Genomic DNA, 18,123 nt, shown 5'->3' with positions numbered 1-18,123 from the left:
ATGTGTGGAATTGTAGGCGTTCTGGGGCAGCACGAAGTCGCCCCCATTCTGGTCGAAGCGTTGAAACGTCTGGAATATCGCGGCTATGACAGCGCCGGGATTGCAACGGTGAACGGCGGTGACCTGGGGCGTCGCCGGGCCGTGGGAAAGCTGGTGAACCTCAGCGATCTGCTGGTGCATGATCCCCTGCCCGGCAAGTCCGGCATCGGCCATACACGCTGGGCCACCCATGGCGCACCTTCTGTGACGAACGCGCATCCGCATCAGGCGGGTCCAGTGGCCGTGGTACATAATGGCATCGTCGAAAACTATCGCGATCTGCGTACAGAGCTGGCCGAACATGGCGTAGGCTTCATGACCGAAACCGACACCGAAACTGTCGCGCTGATGGCCGAGCACTACCTGTCAACGGGGCTTTCCCCGGTTGAGGCGGCCTTTAAAACAATCGACCGGTTGGAAGGCGCATTTGCTCTGGCATTTCTGTTTGAAGGGCAAGAGGACCTGATCATCGCCGCGCGCAAGGGATCGCCGCTGGCGATCGGGCATGGGGATGATGAGATGTTCGTCGGTTCGGACGCCATTGCGCTGGCACCGCTGACGGACCGCATCACCTATCTTGAAGAAGGCGACCGGGCGGTGCTGACCCGTACCACGTTGGAAATTCGTAACGAAGCGGGAGATCTCGTCAACCGTGACGTTCGCCAGATCAAGCTGGACACTGCGCGTACTGACAAAGGCGGGCACAAGCACTTTATGGCCAAGGAAATTGCGGAGCAGCCCGTGGTCGTGGCCGAAGCAATCCGTTCATATTTGCCCACCGGCGGTGATGAGGTTGCCCTGCCCGCAGAACTGGACTTTACCAAGCTCGACCGTATGACGATGGTTGCGTGCGGCACCGCCTTTTATGCCTGTTTGACCGCCAAGTACTGGTTCGAGAAACTAGCCAAAATGCCGGTTGAGGTCGATATCGCCAGTGAATTCCGGTACCGGGAACCTCCGATCAGTGACCGGACCGCGGCGCTGTTCGTTAGTCAGTCCGGTGAAACGGCCGATACGTTGGCGGCCCTAAGGTACTGTGAAGGCAAGGCGGACAAGATCATTTCGGTGGTCAATGTCCCCGAAAGCTCAATCGCGCGCGAAAGCGATGTGACGCTGCCCATTCATGCCGGGGTCGAGATCGGAGTGGCCTCGACCAAGGCTTTCACATGCCAATTGAGCGTGTTGCTGATGCTTGCACTAAAAGCCGCCTCGGATCGCGGGACGTTGACGGCAGAAGAACTGGCCGACCACGCCGCCGCATTGCGCGGCTTGCCTGCGGTGCTCAACGTCGCGTTAGAGCAGAACGACGCGATCCGCGCATCCGCCCAACGACTGTCCGAGGCACGGGACGTTCTGTTTTTGGGGCGCGGCCTGATGTATCCGCTGGCCATGGAAGGCGCACTAAAGCTAAAGGAAATCAGCTATATACACGCCGAAGGTTACGCGTCTGGCGAGCTGAAACACGGCCCAATCGCCCTGATCGACAAACATATGCCGGTGGTTGTGATGGCACCGCGTGACGCGGTTTTCGACAAAACCATATCGAACATGCAAGAAGTGATGGCACGCAAAGGCAAGGTCATTCTGATATCAGATGGCGACGGGATCGCCGAGGCTGAGGACGGCGTCTGGAGCACGATCCGCATGCCACTTGTTCACGAAAGCCTCGCCCCGATCCTCTATTCGGTTCCTGCGCAGTTGCTGGCGTATCACACGGCCGTCGCCAAGGGCACAGACGTGGACCAGCCACGCAATCTGGCGAAATCTGTTACGGTGGAGTAGCGATCCGTGGACGCCTATCTGGATCAGATCAAGCAACATGCCGATCCCGAGCGCGCCACGCAGATGGCGGCCTATCACAAGGCCGCCCGTCCTTATTTAGGGGTCGCAAACCCTATCTTGAACGACCTGACAAAAGCGTGGCGGCGAGACCTTGACGTGGCCTCTCGGGTCCAATTGGCCGATGACCTGTGGCAGACAAACATTCATGAGGCACGCTTAGCCGCCACCAAATTGCTGACACAGGCGCGCATTCGGCCGGATGATGCGGCTTGGGAAGTACTGCAAAGCTGGTTGCCGGATTTCGATGCCTGGGCCGTCGCGGACCACGCGTGCATGGCCATGCAAAAGCGGCTGTCAGCCGACCCAGAAAGGCTGGATCAGGTCGGAGGCTGGACATCCTCAGACCACATGTGGACACGTCGCGCGGCATTGGTGGCAACCTTGCCATGGACCAAGCAAAACCACCCCAAGCCGGATGATCTGGACCGCCGGGATCGTATTTTGACCTGGGCCGCAGGATATGTCCCCGACCGTGATTGGTTTATCCAGAAGGCCATCGCATGGTGGTTGCGCGAGCTTTCCAAGCACGACCCATCCCGTGTTGTCGCGTTCCTACAAACGTATGGTGATGCAATGAAACCCTTTGCGCGCAAAGAGGCCGGAAAGTACCTGAAGGATCAGTTTGAGTAGACCTCAAGCTCGACCAATTCATCGAAAGGCAGCAGCAATGCCCGCATCGCGTCCAACGACAAACGGCTGCCCCCGCCTTCCGGCCCAGAAGCAGGCACCAGCGTAATGTAGGCCTGAGCGCCAGTTCTTGGAACGACCACCCGCCCGGTGAATTCGGTGTCGACCAGCGGTGTTTCCAACCAGCGCCCCGGTGTTGTGGGGTCACCCAGACTGGCCACAGTGGTTTTCGGACCAACCCAACTTGGGGCAGCCACAGCAACAGGTTCGGGGTCAGCTACGTCAGCGACTTCTACTGCTTCGGGCTCGGCTTGAGCCTTCTCACCGTCGCCGCCAAAGACGCGATCTGTCGTGGACCGGACGGTGTCGCATCCCGCAACAACTGCAAACAAAACAATAAATGCAATCCTCATACTGGTAATCTACCGTTCCAACGGCCTCTGATCTAGACCAAAGCACAGTTCGCCCTTGTCGCAGCGGGGTCACCGCTTTACCTATGGTGCATGACTGCTGCTCCACTAATCGACCCGTTTGCCCGTGCAATCACCTACTTGCGTGTTTCCGTCACGGACCGCTGCGACTTTCGCTGTGTTTATTGTATGTCCGAAGACATGAAGTTCCTGCCCAAAAAGGACCTTCTGACTTTGGAAGAACTGGACCGGATGTGTTCGACCTTCATCAACATGGGCGTCGAAAAGCTGCGCATCACAGGGGGTGAACCTTTGGTGCGCCGGAACATCATGGCGTTCTTCAACGCGATGACACGCCATCTGGAAAGCGGGGTACTTAAGGAGTTGACCCTTACCACCAACGGATCGCAACTTCATCGTTTCGCAGACGACCTCTACGCAGCCGGCGTGCGCCGCGTGAATATCTCGCTGGATACGCTGGACGAGGACAAATTCGCCCAGATCACACGCTGGGGAAGCCTGAAACAGGTCTTGAAAGGCATTGACGCTGCTCAGAAAGCCAGGCTGCGCATCAAGATCAACGCTGTTGCCCTTAAGGGTTTCAACGAAGAGGAGCTTCCCCAAATCACGCGGTGGTGCGCCGAGCGCGACATGGATCTAACCTGGATCGAAGTCATGCCCATGGGTGATATCGGCAATGAAGACCGCCTTGATCAGTACTGGTCGCTGAAGGACGTGCGCAAAGAGTATGAAAACCACTACACGGTCTCTGATCTGGCCGAGCGCACGGGCGGACCGGCGCGCTATGTACGGCTAGAGGAAACCGGACAGAAAATCGGGTTCATTACACCGCTGTCCCACAATTTCTGCGAAAGCTGCAACCGTGTACGCCTGACCTGCACCGGTGAATTGTATATGTGCCTTGGTCAGGAAGACATGGCCGACTTGCGCAGCTCACTTCGGGATCATCCCAACACCGAAGAGCCGCTGGAACACGCGATCCGCGCGGCCATCAATCTGAAACCCAAGGGCCACGATTTCGACTATTCCCGCCAGTCCGTCGACGGAAAGATGAGCCGTCACATGAGTCACACAGGCGGCTGACATGCCCGATCATTCAGAACGGCCGACGCTGCTATACACCCTGTATTGCGGCCTGACCGGCGTTGCCGCGCCAATCGTTTGGCAGACGGTTCGAAAGAAACTACAGGCCGCTGATGTCCCGGTTGAGCGTCAACACGAACGGCTGGGCCATGCAAGCCTGCCGCGACCAAATGGCCAACTGATCTGGTTTCATGCGGCAAGCGTCGGCGAAACCCTGTCCGTCATCACCCTGATCAAACGCCTGGGTCAGCGCTTGCCCCAGGCCGAGTTCCTCATAACGTCCGGCACACCGACCTCAGCCGCGTTGATCGCAAAGCGGATGCCCCCGCGCACGCGCCACCAATTCCCACCGCTTGACACGTCCGGACCCGTTCAGCGCTTCCTGACCCATTGGCGACCGGACGCTGGTATTTTCGTCGAAAGCGAAATCTGGCCCCGGCTCATCGTTGAAAGTGCAGATCGCAAGATCCCGCTGGCCTTACTGAACGCCCGCCTCTCAGACAAATCTGTCGAGGGATGGAAAAAGCGACCAGTAACCGCACGTTTCATTCTGGATAAGTTCAGTCTTTTCCTGACCCAAAATGACAAGGCGGCCGAAAACTTGCGCCAAATGGGGGCTGCACCGGAACGGGTTCAATCAGGCACCAACCTCAAGGCTATGTCCGACCCCCTGCCTGTTGACCAGAACACAGTATCGCAAATCCAAAACCAGATTTCAGGCCGCCCCGTGTGGATCGCCAGTTCCACCCATCAGGGCGAGGAAGACGCCGTTCTTGCCGCACATGCACAGTTGCTCAAACAACGCCCCGACTTGCTATTGCTTCTGATCCCCCGCCACCCGGAACGCCGGGACGAAGTTCACGCCCTTATCAAACAAACCGGACTAACGGCCGCGTTTCGGTCCTCTGACCAAGCAATCACGGACACAACACAAATCTACGTGGCAGACACTTTAGGGGAAACCGGCACGTGGTACGCAATCTGCCCCATCGTGTTCCTTGGCGGCTCATTGAAGGAAATCGGAGGACACAATCCCTTCGAACCCGCACAAGCCGGCGCTGCAGTCATCACCGGGCCCGGCTATTACAATTTCGCTGAAACATTCGCGCCCCTGATCGAAACCGGAGGTGCGGTGGAAATAAACTCTGCCCCGCAACTGGCAGCTATCGTTGACAAATGGCTATCTGACCCAAGCGCACTGAATTCAGCACGGACAGCCTCAAAATCCTGCGTCAATACGCAGAAATCGGCCCTGAATGATGTCGTCGAAACCCTATATACCAGGCTTGATCTACGGCCTCAGGATCCCTCTTCATCTGGATAAAATATCCCGGGGGTGTGGGGGCAGCGCCCCCACCCACGCTGCCATTCACGCAGCGGGCATTCGCTGTTCAACAATCTCTGCCCACCAACTGCAACCGGCAGGAATCGCCTCATCGTTGAAATTGTATTCCGGGTGATGCACAGCCGCTGAATCGCCGTTTCCAACCAGAATATAAGCCCCCGGTCGCTCCTCCAGCATAAAGGCAAAGTCCTCGCCCCCCATGACCAACGGTGCCTCAGCGCACTCACCGGCCACGGATCGCGCGACATTCGCTGCAAAATCAGTTTGCTCATCGCTGTTCACCATCACGGGATAGCCGCGGTAGTACGTTACTTCTGCCGCTCCGCCGAATGTGGCAGCAACCCCGTTGCAAATTTCACCGATCCGCTTTTCAGCCAGCCCCCGCATCGCTTCGCTCATCGTGCGCACCGTACCTTTTAACCTGACCGTCTGCGGGATCACGTTGAAGGCTGTCGAAGACGTTTCAAAAGACGTGACCGACACGACAATCTGATCAATGGGATCAGCATTGCGCGACGCAATGGTCTGCAAGGCCATGACCGCTTGCGCCGCAAGGACAGTCGTATCGACTGTTTCATGTGGCTTGGCCGCGTGGCCCCCTTTACCTTCGAATATGATATCAAACTGGTCGGTCGCGGCAAAAAAGGCACCGGGGCGTATGGCAAAGCTTCCGACCGGACGTCCTGGCCAGTTATGCATCCCATAAACTTCCTGAATGCCCCAGCGGTCCATCATCCCGTCTTCGCACATCTCACGACCACCACCGCCGCCCTCTTCGGCGGGCTGAAAGATGACAACGACAGTGCCATCAAAATTTCGCGTCTCCGAGAGGTATTTCGCCGCCCCCAACAGCATCGCCGTATGACCGTCGTGCCCGCAGGCATGCATGGCGCCCTCAGTCTTGGACGCATAGTTCAGCCCCGTCGCCTCATGAATCGGCAGCGCGTCCATATCAGCCCGCAATCCGATCACCTTGCCCTTTGTATCGACCTTGCCTTTGATGATGCCCACGACACCCGTGCGCCCGATCCCGGTCACGACCTCGTCACAGCCAAATTCCCTCAGCTTTTCCGCGACCAAAGCACTGGTGCGATGGGTTTCGAACAGAATTTCGGGATTCTGGTGGATATCACGCCGCCACTCGGTGATTTCGTTTAGCAGTTCCGCGAACCGGTTCTTTATCGGCATGTCTACCTCCCATATTGTTCTTGTTCCCTGCTCTTGGCAGTCAATCCAGTGAAGCAGGTCGCAACGCACCGGACAAGATAACTATCATGATTGCAAGCGGCAGCAGGGCCATAAACGCCAACCGCAATGTAAGCATCTCTGCCAAAAACCCAATAAGCGGAGGCCCGATCAACAACCCGCCATATCCCAATGTGGCCACGCTTGCGATGGCTTGGCCGGGCGGGACATATGGATCGTTGGCCGCTCGGCTGAACGCTAAGGGCATAATGACTGCATAACCGATGCCCATCAGTGCAAAGCCTGCCAGCGCCAATTGGGGCTGCACCGCCGAAACGACGCCCAGAACACCCAATGCCGCGCACACGCCACCAAACCTGGCCGTCGCAACAGGCCCAAACCGGGCGATGACGACGCCTCCGGCCAACCGAAAGGCGACCATGGTGACTGAGAATACAGCGTACCCCAAGGCCGCGATACTCTCGGCTGCGCCCGTCACGTCCCGCAGGAAAATCGCGCTCCAGTCTGCAACCGCGCCCTCGCCCAATGCACCGCACAGGGCTGTGAATCCGACAAGGATCAGTGCCCCGGATGGCAGGGCAAAAACCGCCCCGCCGGGCGAAGCCGCCCTGCGCGACGTCCAGCGCACCCAAGACAAAACCAGCGCCAAACCAACCACAGCACCGCCCGCCAAAAGAAAGTGCTGCATTACAGTCATACCAAGCTGCACGGCACCGTACCCACTCAGCGCACCCAGCCCGGCCCCAAGGCTCCACATCGCGTGAAACGAAGACATGACGGGCTTGTCATAGGCTTGTTCAACTTCAGCAGCCCATGCGTTCATCGCGACGTCCATCGACCCGTGAAACGCCCCGAATATGAATAATAAGGCCGCCAGCGCCCAAAAACTGCCGGCAACAGCCAACAGAACCAGCGAAAGCGTGTAGAGAACCGCGATGACTCGCGTGATGGACACCGCCCCAAACTTATCCGTCAAACGACCGGTTATAGGAAAGGAACAAACGGCCCCAGCCGCCATGAACAGCAAGCCAAGGCCCAAAGCCTCGTGCGTCAGGTCCAGCCTGTCCCGTACCGCGGGGATACGGGATGCCCATATACCGAACAACGCACCATTCAGGATGAACATGGCGGCTACAGCCCGCCATGCGGCTACGATTCCAATCACCGGTCTACCCTCAGCTCTCCGCCTGCCCCGGTCAGTACTACAGACACGGCACGGAATGGCAAACGAGGTTTACTCCAAACGCCTGCGAATTTGCCGGATCGCAAACCAAACGGTCAGCACAACTGGGATCGTGACAATCGCCGTCAGCATACCTTTGCTTATCCCGGCCTTGGTCAAAGGATACAAAAGGTAGCTGACCAACGAGACCGCATAATAGCTGATGGCAACCACCGACAACCCCTCGACCGTGTGCTGCAAACGCAGGGCCAGATCAGCGCGACGGTCCATACTTTCCAACAGCGCTTGATTCTGCGCACTGCGTTCCACATCCACCCGGGTCCGCAACAGCTCTCCTGCGCGGATGGCCCGATCCGACAGGGCCTGCAAGCGCCGCTCAGTCGACTTCACGGTGCGGATCGCGGGGTCATAGCGCCGCATCATGAAATCGGCAAAGCTCTGACGACCCTCAAACCTCTGCTCGCGCAACACCTCGATGCGTTGATTGACGATGGCTTCATATGCGCCCGTTGCACCGAACCGAAACGAACACCGGGCAGACAATGTCTCCAGCTCAATCGACGTGGCAAGCAGGTCCGGCAAAAGCTCGTCAGGATGGGCCGAATTGTCGGTCATCTGCCCCATCAAATTGGTAAGTTGCGCGTCCAACTCACCAATCCGGGGCGTCAATTGCTTGACGCGGGCAAAACCCAGCATCGACATCGCCTTGTATGTTTCGATCTCGCACAGGCGCTGAATGATCCGCCCCGTCCTACGCCGCCCGGTGCCTTTGTTCACAAACAGCGCAAAGCGCATATGTCCAGCCGGATCAATCCGGAAGTCGCTCGCGCATATGGCCGCATCATCCAATACTCTTGCCACAGCAAGACTTTCCGGCTCAAACCAATCGGCCAGAGCGTCCTTGGCAGCCGCATCGCTTTCCAGGTCCACCACCCGCATCATGGCCGAGGTAACACGCTGACCCGGACTTGCCATCAACCAGTCCTGTGGAAACACCTCAAAATCGGCAGGATTGAAGGCACGGTCGCTGACATTCTGCGTGATCGCAGTATAAGTCACAAACTCGGTATGCTGCTCCCATTTGAGCCAATGACGGCCAATCTGACCCGCATAATGGGTGGCCTCAGGCTGCGGATGCGGCGCGCCATGGCGATCCAGAAGATTGATCAAATGCACCATATCTTCGTGCCGATCCCGCCCGACAGCTTCAGTAGTTTTCTTTATGGCCAGAAACACCACCGTGCAGGGCGTCGATGCCACCGGAAATGGGCGCGCATGCAGTTCGTTGGCCAGCGCATAGCGCAGCGGATGATCATCGATAGGCGTCATTCTGGGCTCCGGGTCTGACCAGCGCACTATACGACACCTCAAAAATACATCAATTCTCTTTTTATTTCATATGCTTACAAGGATACAACGGTATACAAATCCGCTATCTCATTGATTTGGTTGCCACAGCTCGATCGGGTTGCCCTCGGGGTCGTGAAGTCTGGCGAATTTTCCGACCTCGCTGTCCCATTCGGCCCGAGTCTCCACAGGGATTCCAGCGACCTCAAGCTGCGCGATCATCGCGCCCAAGTCGTCCACTCGAAAATTTATCATCCATTGCTGTTCGGTGCGCCCGAAATAATCCGTATCCTGCGCGAATGGCGCAAAGACCGTATACCCGGCACTCTGTTTCCAAGGCAGCGGGTTGAGCTGGTTCACACCAAGATGCTCTTCATACCACCGTCCAAGCGCCTCCGGATCACGAGCGCGAAAGAACACGCCGCCTATGCCATTTACTTTCTGCAAAACCTACCCATTCGCGAATACCTTCTCCCCAAAGATACCACATCTCGCCCGCTTCATCTGGCCAGAAATATCCTGGGGGGTTTGGGGGGCAAAGCCCCCCATCATTCACCAAAAAGAAAAGGGCGCCCATCGGCGCCCTTTCCAATCTACCTATAAGGATAGATCAGTCGATCATCGGCAGCAGCTTGTCCAACGAAGCCTTCGCGTCGCCATAAAACATGCGCGTGTTCTCTTTGAAGAACAGCGGATTTTCGATGCCCGAATAGCCAGTTCCCTGACCACGTTTGGACACAAACACCTGCTTGGCCTTCCAGCATTCCAGAACCGGCATCCCGGCAATCGGGCTGTTGGGGTCTTCCTGCGCCGCAGGGTTCACGATGTCGTTCGAGCCGATTACGATGGCCACATCCGTTTCCAGGAAGTCCTCGTTGATCTCATCCATTTCCAGAACGATGTCATAAGGCACCTTCGCCTCGGCCAGCAGCACGTTCATGTGACCCGGCAAACGACCCGCAACGGGGTGGATCGCAAAACGCACCTCTTTGCCCTTGGCACGCAGCTTGCGGACCAGTTCGGAAACCGACTGCTGTGCCTGCGCAACCGCCATACCATAACCTGGAATGATGATCACACTGTCAGCGTCATTCAAAGCAGCGGCCACGCCATCGGCGTCAATCGCCACCTGCTCGCCCTCAACTTCCATCTGCGGGCCCGAGGTGCCGCCAAAGCCGCCCAGGATCACGCTGACAAAGTGCCGGTTCATCGCCTTACACATGATGTAGGACAGGATCGCACCGGACGAACCGACCAGCGCACCGACCACGATCAGCAGGTCGTTGCCAAGGCTGAAACCAATCGCTGCCGCAGCCCAACCCGAATACGAGTTTAGCATCGACACAACCACCGGCATATCCGCACCACCAATACCCATGATCAGGTGATAGCCGATGAACAGCGCCGCCAGCGTCATCAGGATCAGCGGGAACAGACCACCCGACGCGGTGTACCAGATCAGACAGATCAGCGAGAGACCCGCCGCCGCCGCGTTCAGCGCATGACCGCCAGGCAGCTTGGTCGCCGCAGATGTCACTTTGCCCGCCAGCTTGCCATAAGCCACGACAGAACCGGTAAAGGTGATCGCACCGATGAAGATACCCAGGAACAGTTCCACATGCAGGATGGTTAGTTCCGCCGCCGTTTTCTTGGCGATCAGCTTGGCAAATGCGCCCAGATCGGACAGGTCCGCCTCTTTCGCGCTGTCAGCAATCGCCATGACCTGCGCAACGTTGCCGATCTCAAAATGCGCGTTGAAACCAACGAACACAGCCGCCAGACCCACCAGCGAGTGCATCGCGGCCACAAGCTGCGGCATCTCGGTCATCTGCACGCGTTTGGCCACGTAGGAACCAATCAGACCGCCACCTGCGATCAGCAACAGCGACAGCAGCCACAGGCCGGAACCCGGACCAACCAGCGTGGCGAAAACCGCCAGCGCCATACCGACAATGCCGTACCAGACAGCGCGTTTGGCGCTTTCCTGGTTCGACAACCCGCCCAGAGACAGGATGAAAAGGACAGCCGCGACAACATAAGCGGCAGTGGTGAAGCCAATCATCTACCCGGCCTCCTTAAGATTTCTGGAACATGGCGAGCATGCGCCGAGTGACAAGAAAGCCGCCGAAGATGTTGATCCCGGCCATAAAGACAGACAACGCCGCCAGCAGAATGACCAGGAACGAACCCGACCCGATCTGCATAAGCGCCCCAACGATAATGATCGACGAGATCGCGTTGGTGATCGCCATCAGCGGGGTGTGCAGGCTGTGCGCCACGCCCCAGATCACCTGGAAGCCCACGAATACGGCCAGTACGAACACGATGAAGTGCTGCATGAAGCTGGCCGGAGCGACCAGACCAACCAGCAGCATCAGCGCGCCGCCGACACCCAGCAGGGTGAACTGCTGCTTGGTCTGCGCCTTGAACGCCGCAATCTCCTGCGCCTTTTTCTCTTCCGGGGTCAGTTCTTTGACCTCGGGCTTTTTCTGCGCCGCGATGGCCTGCACTTTGGGCGGTGGTGGCGGGAAGGTGATCTCACCTTCAAAGGTCACGGTCGACCCGCGGATCACGTCATCTTCCATGTCGTGATTGATCTGACCATCCTTTTCGGGCGTCAGGTCTGCCATCATGTGACGGATGTTGGTCGCGTAGAGCGACGAGGACTGCGACGCCATCCGGCTGGGGAAGTCGGTATAGCCGATGATGGTCACGCCATTGTCGGTCACGATCTTCTCATCCGCGACGGTCAGCTTACAGTTGCCGCCTTTTTCGGCAGCAAGGTCAACAATGACCGAGCCCGGTTTCATGCTTTCGACCATATCCTTGGTCCAAAGCTCGGGCGCTTCGCGGTTCGGGATCAGCGCGGTGGTGATCACGATGTCCATTTCAGGGGCCAGTTCACGGAACTTGGCAAGCTGCGCGTTGCGGAATTCTTCGGACTGGACCGACGCATAGCCGCCGGTGGCTGCGCCATCCTGCTGCTGCTCTTCAAAGTCCAGATAAACGAACTCGGCACCCATGGATTCGACCTGCTCGGCCACTTCGGGGCGCACGTCGAACGCATAGGTGATCGCACCCAGCGAGGTCGACGTGCCGATCGCGGCCAGACCGGCCACACCGGCACCAACGATCAGCACCTTCGCAGGCGGGACTTTACCCGCAGCTGTGACCTGACCGGTGAAGAAACGGCCAAAGTTGTTGCCGGCCTCGATCACGGCACGGTAACCCGCGATGTTCGCCATCGAGGACAGTGCATCCATCTTCTGCGCACGCGAAATACGCGGAACCATTTCCATGGCGATCACGTTCGCGCCCTTGGACTTGGCCAGTTCCATCCCTTCTTCATTGCCCGCCGGGTTGAAGAACGAAATCAAGGTCTTGCCCTTGGTCAGGCGCTTCAGCTCGGTTTCATTCGGCTGACGTACCTTGGCAACAATATCCGCCGCCTTCCATAGGGCCGCAGCGGTTTTGACAATCTCAACGCCTGCGGCTTCATAGGCTGCATCCGAGAATCCAGCCGCAGCACCCGCACCGGTTTCAATGGCACAGTCATAGCCCAGTTTTTGAAGCTGAACGGCTGAGTCCGGAGTCATCGCGACCCGGTTTTCACCGTCCATAATCTCTTTTGGTGTTCCTATCTTCACCGGCATTATCCCCCTAATTTTCACTCACATTGAGCGGGTGGTCGGTATTGTTCATCAAGCATCCATGTATCCTGCGCAATATTATTTCGCAAGCGCAGCAATATTAACGTGGTGTCATTTTACGTGAGTCCTCAGATCCATCGGCGCGTGCTGCGCTCATATCGCGCGAAGTCTGCGCGGAACGTTCTGCGCATTCTGTCTTCTTCGGGCAGAATAAAACGCCGCTCCAGCAGCCAGACAAAAACAGGTATCAGTGCCAGCGATAAAACTGCATCAAAGCGCAGAACCAACCCCGTCAGAATCAGAACGTCACCCAAGTAGATCGGATTGCGGCTGCGTTTGAAAATACCGCTTTGAATCAACGAACTGGGCGTTTCATGCGGGATAACTGTTGTCCGGTGTTTGCGGAACTCGGTAATGGCAAGCAGGATAAGGATAAGCCCGCCTCCGATCAGAATGCCGCTCAGCAAATCCGTAAAGCCACCATCCAGCGACAATCCCATCGACAGGTATCGGGCCTGTAGCCACGCCAGAACCGCGCAGCCCAACAACCAGACCGGAGGTATGTCAATTTTGCGCATGGTTAAGTAACTTTCTGCTCGGTAGCGAGGCTAAATGTCGCTTTTGCATGATGATCTATCGCTTTCCGACAGGAATCGCAAAATCGCAGAAAGTCGCAGGAAATTTATCTCACCCTTCACCCTCACCGACGCCGATAGACAGACAAGGTCGGATGGGCTAGCCCTTGGTCGACACACAAAGACGAAGGCCCGCCAATGACTGACTTCAAAGCAACCAAAGCTATGTTCGACCTGCCGGATGGCGTGGTTTATCTGGACGGCAATTCGCTGGGCCCCGTACCCAAGGCAGCGACGTCGCGAGTTGCTGAGATGATGACCGAAGAATGGGGTAAGATGCTGATCACCGGCTGGAACAAGGCCGGATGGATGGGGTTTCCGATCGGATTGGGCGATCGCATCGGCCGACTGATCGGAGCAGAGCCCGGCAGCGTGGTAACCGGCGACACATTGTCAATCAAGGTTTATCAAGCCGTGGCCTCGGCGCTGGAACTGTGCCCAGATCGCAAGGTCGTGCTGTCGGACAACGGCAACTTCCCCTCTGACCTTTATATGGTGGATGGGCTGCTGCGCTCTTTGGGGCCGGACTATGAATTGCGCGTTGTCGCACCCGAGGATGTGGCTGCGAACATCACCGAGGACGTGGCCGTTTTGATGCTGACCGAAGTCGATTACCGGTCGGGCCGGATGCACGACATGAAGGCGCTGACGGAACTTGCACACGCCAACGGAACCATCACGGTCTGGGATCTGGCCCACTCTGCCGGGGCAATTCCTGTGGACTTGTCTGGCTGCAATGCCGACTTTGCGGTGGGATGCACCTACAAATACCTCAATGGCGGCCCCGGAGCGCCTGCGTTCATCTACGTCGCACCACGCCTGACTGACCGTGTTCGCCCAGCGCTGTCAGGTTGGCTTGGGCATGAGGCCCCCTTTTCCTTCGATCTCGATTATCGCCCCGGCAGCGGGATCGAGAGAATGCGGGTAGGCACCCCTCCGATCATCCAGATGACCGCCCTTTCCGCTGCAATGGATATCTGGGACATGGCTGACATGGCAGACGTGCGCGCCAAGTCCATCGCGCTGACTGAAATGTTTATCAACCGGGTCGAAGCCACCTGCCCCGAGCTGCGCCTTGCCAGTCCGCGCGACGCAAAGCAGCGCGGCAGCCAGGTCTCATTCCGCTTTGAAGAAGGCTATGCGGCTATGCAGGCGCTCATCGCCCGCGGAGTTATCGGAGATTTTCGCGCGCCCGACATCATGCGGTTCGGATTTACGCCGTTATTTATCGACGAGCAGGATGTTGAACGCGCGGTGGACATTCTGGCCGATATTATGGCGAACCGGTTGTGGGACACCCCGGAATACAAGCAACGCCAGCGGGTTACCTGAGCGCAAGCCCAGCTCCGACAATCGTGGCAAAGTTCGAGTTCATGCGGTCGAACTGCTGGTAATCCGTGGCGGCGATCTTGTTACCGCGCAGAGCAGCGCCAATCATTCTGGCCGTTTCTCGCGGGCTGTCGAACAGGCGTATCCGCCCGTTTTCTACCTCGCGTTCAAGCCAGTTCGCGTAAAGCTCCAGCAACTGCGCCTCGCCTTGCGTGACAATGTCAGATGCCATGGAAATACCCGCGTCCAGCAGTTCGAGCCCATGTGCTGAAGACATGATCTCTGCCATCCCGTCCGTCTGAACGCGGATCGCGTTTCCGAAAACCTGTGACACCGGACCGTCCGCATTCAGCGCCTTGGCAACGGCTGCTTTCTTTTCCTCGTAGTGCAGCTCTGTCAGTTTTCGCAGAATGGCTTCTTTGTTCTCGAAGTACAGGTACAAAGCTGGGCGCGACATCCCCGCACCTTTTGCTATGTCATCCATCGAGGTCTTCTTGAATCCATAGGTCGAAAAGACCCGCAGAGCGGATTCAAGGATAGCCCGGGTTTTTTCGTCGAGCGCAAAGTCTCTCATGTGAACCTTTGACATTTTTTGTTTCATTTGTCAGTTGACTGACTGACATCACGTATTAAATATGTCAGCACGTCAGCAAAGCCAAGAGGGGAACACCATGGCGACCAATTTGAACGTTAACGGTACGTCGTACCAGGTGGATTTGCCTGACGATGTTCCCCTGCTTTGGGTTCTGAGGGATGAGGTTGGCCTGACCGGTACCAAATTTGGCTGCGGTGTTGCCGCCTGTGGTGCCTGTACTGTCCATATCGACGGCGAGGCCGTGCGGTCCTGTCAGGTTGCGTTGTCTGATGTCTGGGGCGACGTAACAACCATCGAGGGTCTCGGCACTCCGGACGCGATGGCTAAGATCCAGCAAGCTTGGGTCGACCATCAGGTTGCGCAATGCGGTTACTGCCAATCAGGTCAGATCATGCAAGCGGCGGCCTTGCTGGCCGAGAACCCCTCTCCGACAGATGCTGACATCGACGACGCGATGCAGGGCAACCTGTGTCGTTGTGGAACCTATCCACGCATCCGGGCCGCAATCCACGATGCGGCTTCCAAGTTGAAGGAGGCGTGAGCAATGGCATCTGTTGGTAAAATCCTTCGCCGAACATTCCTGATCGGTTCGGCAGCTATCGTCGGCGGCGTTGCATTTGGTGCGTATTACGTTACCCGCCCAGCAGCGAACCCGCTGAAGCCGACAAAAGGTGAAACCGCACTCAGCCCGTTTATCCTGATTGACCAGCAGGGCGTGACCTTGTTCGCCCCACGCGCCGAGATGGGACAGGGCGTGATGACCACCTGGGCCGCCCTGATCGCAGAAGAACTGGACGTGGAAATGGACGATATCCGCGTTCTGCATGGTCCTGCTGCGGCAGCCTACTATAACTCTGCTTTGGTTGGTGAAGGTCTGCCGAACAAGGGATATGACATCTCCGACTTCCAACACAATCTGGGTGAAGCCCTTGGTGTCCTCGGCAAAACCCTCAGCTTGCAAGTCACCGGCGGCTCGACCTCGATGAAAGACGGATTTGAGCGTATGCGCGAGGCGGGAGCAACCGCGCGGGAAACATTGAAACAGGCGGCGGCGGACCGGTTGGGCGTTGACCGCGCGCAGTTGAAAACCGAAGCGGGCGTGGTGATCGCACCGGATGGCACACGCATCCCCTATACGGAACTGGCCGAAGCCGCAGGCCGGATCGACCCGCCTCATGCGGAACTGCGCGATCCGTCGGACTGGCGTCTGCTGGGGCAGAGTCTGCCGCGTGTGGATATCGTAGGTAAATCCACCGGCACCGCCGAGTTCGGCATAGACGTGCGCCCCGAAGGTCTGAAATTCGCTTCGGTTCGAATGAATCCCAAGCTGGGCGGCGAGATGAACGGCTTTGATGCCAGCGCGGCCCAGTCCATGCCCGGCGTTGAAAAAGTCTTGGATCTGGGCAATGGAGTGGCGGTTGTCGCCACCAACACATGGCTGGCTATTCAAGCGGTCGAGGCGATCGACGTTGATTGGGCCGACGCCCCCTACCCGTCCGAGACCGAAGACCTGTTCACCACCATCGCCCAGGCGTTTGACGACGCGCCAAACTCAACCATGCGGGACGATGGCGATGTGGACGTGTTGCCCGACGGCGCGACCGAGATCACCGCCGAATACCGCGTGCCCTATCTGGCGCATTCCACGATGGAGCCGATGAACGCCACCGCGCTGTTCACCGGCACCAAGCTGGACCTGTGGTGCGGTAACCAGGCCCCGACCCTGTTGCTGATCCGCGCCGCAAACACCGCCAATCTGGACAAGGATGCCGTCGAAATTCACACCACTTATCTGGGCGGCGGCTTTGGGCGGCGCGGAGAGTTGGACTTTGCCGAGATTGCCACCAAGGTCGCGATGGCCATGCCCAACTTTCCGGTCCAGACCACCTGGAGCCGCGAAGAAGATATGCGCCACGATTTCTATCGCCCCGGCGCGCTGGCGCGGATGCGGGGTGCGGTCAAGGATGGTACAGCGGTCCTGATCGACGGCAAGGTTGCGGCCCAATCCTGCACCCAGCAAGCTGTCGAGCGGTATACCGGTATGCCGGGCGGCGGCCCTGACAAGGTGCTGGTCGAAGGTCTGTTCAACCAACCCTATGCGGTGCCGAATTATCGCATCAGCGGTCACATTGCAGATCTGGACGTGCCCGTGGGGTTCTGGCGCTCGGTCGGCAACAGCCACAACGGTTTCTTCCACGAGACGTTCATGGATGAGATGGCCCATGCCGCAGGACGTGACCCGCTGGAGTTTCGTCTGGAACTGGCCAAGGGCGAACACACGCCCAGCGCAGGTGTTCTGCAGGCCGTCAAGGAAATGTCAGGCTGGACCGGCCGAACCCCAGATGGCGTCGGACGCGGCGTTGCGATGACCTACAGCTTTGGTACGCCGGTCGCACAAGTGATCGAAGTAGTTGACGAAGATGGCACTATCCGCATCGCTAAGGCGTGGATCGCCTGTGACGTCGGCCTCGCGCTGGACCCCGGCACGGTCAAGGCACAGATGGTCGGCGGCATGATCTATGGTCTGTCGGCGGCGGTAACGGGCGAGATTACTTTCTCGGACGGTGAAGTCGAACAGTACAACTTCCCCGACTATGACGCCCTGCGGATGCACAACGCTCCGCTCACCGAAATTCGGGTTCTTGAAACCAACCCGCGTCTGGGTGGTGTTGGTGAACCTGGAACACCTCCGTCCATGCCAGCTTTGGGAAATGCGCTTTTTGACCTGACAGGTGAACGCGCGCGGACGCTACCCCTGATCAATCAGTTCAATCTGCTGGTTTGATCGCGTTGCGCCGGTCTGGTTCTTCT

16 protein-coding genes are annotated in these 18,123 nt (G+C 58.0%); 7 read left to right on the top strand and 9 right to left on the bottom strand.

Features of this window, described 5'->3' with window-relative positions; all coding sequences use genetic code 11:
• Positions 1 to 1,821 (top strand): glutamine--fructose-6-phosphate transaminase (isomerizing), encoded by a 1,821-nt coding sequence (gene glmS / locus GOX75_RS01765; protein WP_171120753.1) that lies wholly within the window; start codon positions 1 to 3, stop codon positions 1,819 to 1,821.
• Positions 1,822 to 1,827: 6 nt separating this feature from the next.
• A complete protein-coding gene (locus tag GOX75_RS01760) occupies positions 1,828 to 2,511 on the top strand; it encodes a DNA alkylation repair protein (protein ID WP_171120751.1) in 684 nt (227 codons plus the stop codon).
• Here the strand turns inward: GOX75_RS01760 and GOX75_RS01755 are convergent.
• A complete protein-coding gene (locus GOX75_RS01755) occupies positions 2,499 to 2,921 on the bottom strand; it encodes a hypothetical protein (protein WP_171120749.1) in 423 nt (140 codons plus the stop codon). The genes GOX75_RS01760 and GOX75_RS01755 overlap by 13 nt on opposite strands.
• Positions 2,922 to 3,011: 90 nt before the next feature.
• On the opposite strand from GOX75_RS01755, the gene moaA reads away from it, so the two are divergent.
• Positions 3,012 to 4,022, top strand: coding sequence for a GTP 3',8-cyclase MoaA (moaA, locus tag GOX75_RS01750; protein ID WP_171120747.1), 1,011 nt, complete (start codon positions 3,012 to 3,014; stop codon positions 4,020 to 4,022).
• Position 4,023: 1 nt separating this feature from the next.
• Entirely contained in the window at positions 4,024 to 5,346 is a 1,323-nt protein-coding gene (locus tag GOX75_RS01745) for a 3-deoxy-D-manno-octulosonic acid transferase (protein WP_171120745.1), read from the top strand.
• Positions 5,347 to 5,391: 45 nt separating this feature from the next.
• Here GOX75_RS01745 and GOX75_RS01740 read toward each other — a convergent pair whose 3' ends face one another.
• The 7 genes from GOX75_RS01740 to GOX75_RS01710 all read right to left on the bottom strand — a co-directional run bounded on the left by GOX75_RS01740 (position 5,392) and on the right by GOX75_RS01710 (position 13,331).
• Complete coding sequence (locus tag GOX75_RS01740; protein WP_171120743.1) at positions 5,392 to 6,555, bottom strand: M20 aminoacylase family protein; 1,164 nt, start codon at positions 6,553 to 6,555, stop codon at positions 5,392 to 5,394.
• A gap of 40 nt (positions 6,556 to 6,595) precedes the next feature.
• The gene (locus tag GOX75_RS01735) at positions 6,596 to 7,738 is read right to left on the bottom strand and encodes an MFS transporter (protein ID WP_371808130.1); all 1,143 of its coding nucleotides are present in this window, start codon (positions 7,736 to 7,738) and stop codon (positions 6,596 to 6,598) included.
• Between the two features lie 69 nt (positions 7,739 to 7,807).
• The gene (locus GOX75_RS01730) at positions 7,808 to 9,085 is read right to left on the bottom strand and encodes a DUF3422 family protein (protein WP_171120741.1); all 1,278 of its coding nucleotides are present in this window, start codon (positions 9,083 to 9,085) and stop codon (positions 7,808 to 7,810) included.
• A gap of 108 nt (positions 9,086 to 9,193) precedes the next feature.
• Positions 9,194 to 9,550, bottom strand: coding sequence for a VOC family protein (locus tag GOX75_RS01725; protein ID WP_171120739.1), 357 nt, complete (start codon positions 9,548 to 9,550; stop codon positions 9,194 to 9,196).
• Positions 9,551 to 9,713: 163 nt separating this feature from the next.
• On the bottom strand, positions 9,714 to 11,165 hold the full coding sequence (locus GOX75_RS01720) for an NAD(P)(+) transhydrogenase (Re/Si-specific) subunit beta (RefSeq protein WP_171120737.1): 1,452 nt from the start codon (positions 11,163 to 11,165) through the stop codon (positions 9,714 to 9,716).
• Positions 11,166 to 11,178: 13 nt separating this feature from the next.
• A complete protein-coding gene (locus GOX75_RS01715) occupies positions 11,179 to 12,750 on the bottom strand; it encodes a Re/Si-specific NAD(P)(+) transhydrogenase subunit alpha (RefSeq protein ID WP_171120734.1) in 1,572 nt (523 codons plus the stop codon).
• Between the two features lie 131 nt (positions 12,751 to 12,881).
• Positions 12,882 to 13,331 carry an isoprenylcysteine carboxylmethyltransferase family protein gene (locus GOX75_RS01710; protein ID WP_171120732.1) on the bottom strand — a complete coding sequence of 150 codons (450 nt, stop codon included), beginning with the start codon at positions 13,329 to 13,331 and terminating at the stop codon, positions 12,882 to 12,884.
• Between the two features lie 195 nt (positions 13,332 to 13,526).
• Between GOX75_RS01710 and kynU the strand changes: the two genes are divergently transcribed.
• The gene (kynU, locus tag GOX75_RS01705; RefSeq protein WP_171120731.1) at positions 13,527 to 14,720 is read left to right on the top strand and encodes a kynureninase; all 1,194 of its coding nucleotides are present in this window, start codon (positions 13,527 to 13,529) and stop codon (positions 14,718 to 14,720) included.
• Here the strand turns inward: kynU and GOX75_RS01700 are convergent.
• Entirely contained in the window at positions 14,713 to 15,306 is a 594-nt protein-coding gene (locus GOX75_RS01700) for a TetR/AcrR family transcriptional regulator (RefSeq protein ID WP_254428669.1), read from the bottom strand. The two genes, kynU and GOX75_RS01700, sit on opposite strands and share 8 nt — an antisense overlap.
• A gap of 82 nt (positions 15,307 to 15,388) precedes the next feature.
• Here GOX75_RS01700 and GOX75_RS01695 point away from each other — a divergent pair, with 82 nt between their 5' ends.
• Both GOX75_RS01695 and GOX75_RS01690 read left to right on the top strand, forming a co-directional pair.
• Entirely contained in the window at positions 15,389 to 15,853 is a 465-nt protein-coding gene (locus GOX75_RS01695; RefSeq protein WP_171120729.1) for a (2Fe-2S)-binding protein, read from the top strand.
• Between the two features lie 3 nt (positions 15,854 to 15,856).
• A complete protein-coding gene (locus GOX75_RS01690) occupies positions 15,857 to 18,097 on the top strand; it encodes a xanthine dehydrogenase family protein molybdopterin-binding subunit (protein WP_171120727.1) in 2,241 nt (746 codons plus the stop codon).
• Positions 18,098 to 18,123: the final 26 nt, after the last annotated feature.

This window comes from Ruegeria sp. HKCCD7251, assembly GCF_013031165.1.
GTDB lineage: Bacteria > Pseudomonadota > Alphaproteobacteria > Rhodobacterales > Rhodobacteraceae > Ruegeria.
The sequence above is the reverse complement of the archived record's forward strand: the minus strand, read 5'-3'. Positions and strand labels throughout refer to the sequence as shown.

Excerpts from the sequence above, each read along its gene's own strand:
- GOX75_RS01745 (WP_171120745.1), top strand. The coding sequence starts at position 4,024 with ATGCCCGATCATTCAGAACGGCCGACGCTGCTATACACCCTGTATTGC.
- moaA (WP_171120747.1), top strand. The coding sequence starts at position 3,012 with ATGACTGCTGCTCCACTAATCGACCCGTTTGCCCGTGCAATCACCTAC.
- GOX75_RS01755 (WP_171120749.1), bottom strand. The coding sequence starts at position 2,921 with ATGAGGATTGCATTTATTGTTTTGTTTGCAGTTGTTGCGGGATGCGAC.
- glmS (WP_171120753.1), top strand. The coding sequence starts at position 1 with ATGTGTGGAATTGTAGGCGTTCTGGGGCAGCACGAAGTCGCCCCCATT.
- GOX75_RS01690 (WP_171120727.1), top strand. The coding sequence starts at position 15,857 with ATGGCATCTGTTGGTAAAATCCTTCGCCGAACATTCCTGATCGGTTCG.
- GOX75_RS01740 (WP_171120743.1), bottom strand. The coding sequence starts at position 6,555 with ATGCCGATAAAGAACCGGTTCGCGGAACTGCTAAACGAAATCACCGAG.
- kynU (WP_171120731.1), top strand. The coding sequence starts at position 13,527 with ATGACTGACTTCAAAGCAACCAAAGCTATGTTCGACCTGCCGGATGGC.
- GOX75_RS01730 (WP_171120741.1), bottom strand. The coding sequence starts at position 9,085 with ATGACGCCTATCGATGATCATCCGCTGCGCTATGCGCTGGCCAACGAA.
- GOX75_RS01700 (WP_254428669.1), bottom strand. The coding sequence starts at position 15,306 with ATGTCAAAGGTTCACATGAGAGACTTTGCGCTCGACGAAAAAACCCGG.
- GOX75_RS01710 (WP_171120732.1), bottom strand. The coding sequence starts at position 13,331 with ATGCGCAAAATTGACATACCTCCGGTCTGGTTGTTGGGCTGCGCGGTT.
- GOX75_RS01720 (WP_171120737.1), bottom strand. The coding sequence starts at position 11,165 with ATGATTGGCTTCACCACTGCCGCTTATGTTGTCGCGGCTGTCCTTTTC.
- GOX75_RS01695 (WP_171120729.1), top strand. The coding sequence starts at position 15,389 with ATGGCGACCAATTTGAACGTTAACGGTACGTCGTACCAGGTGGATTTG.